Here is a 246-nt window from a genome sequence, read left to right as displayed (position 1 = left end):
CATCCGCCGCGCTGTCATGGCGCCTGAAACGGCCCGACATCACGCTGTACAACACGCCGTTGGCCTGAGGCTGCTCTAGCGCATAACCGCCAGGCTCGGGGGTGCGCCCCACGCACCTCCCAGTGCGGTATACACATTCACCTGCGCGACCAGTTGCGCCAGTCGATCAACAATCAGCGCCTGCTGTGAACTGAACAACGAGCGCTGTGCGTCGAGGACGGTCAGGTTGCTGTCGACGCCACTGCG

Annotated in this window: 1 protein-coding gene; it reads right to left on the bottom strand. The window is 63.8% G+C overall.

What is annotated here, in order from left to right; all coding sequences use genetic code 11:
* Positions 1-75: 75 nt before the first annotated feature.
* Positions 76-246, bottom strand: a 171-nt coding sequence (locus AC0L3B_RS40085; RefSeq protein ID WP_473383527.1) for a TolC family protein, incomplete at its 5' end; no start/stop codon positions are given.

It is taken from the genome of Bradyrhizobium sp. Kon56, from assembly GCF_055807635.1.
The sequence above is the reverse complement of the archived record's forward strand: the minus strand, read 5'-3'. Positions and strand labels throughout refer to the sequence as shown.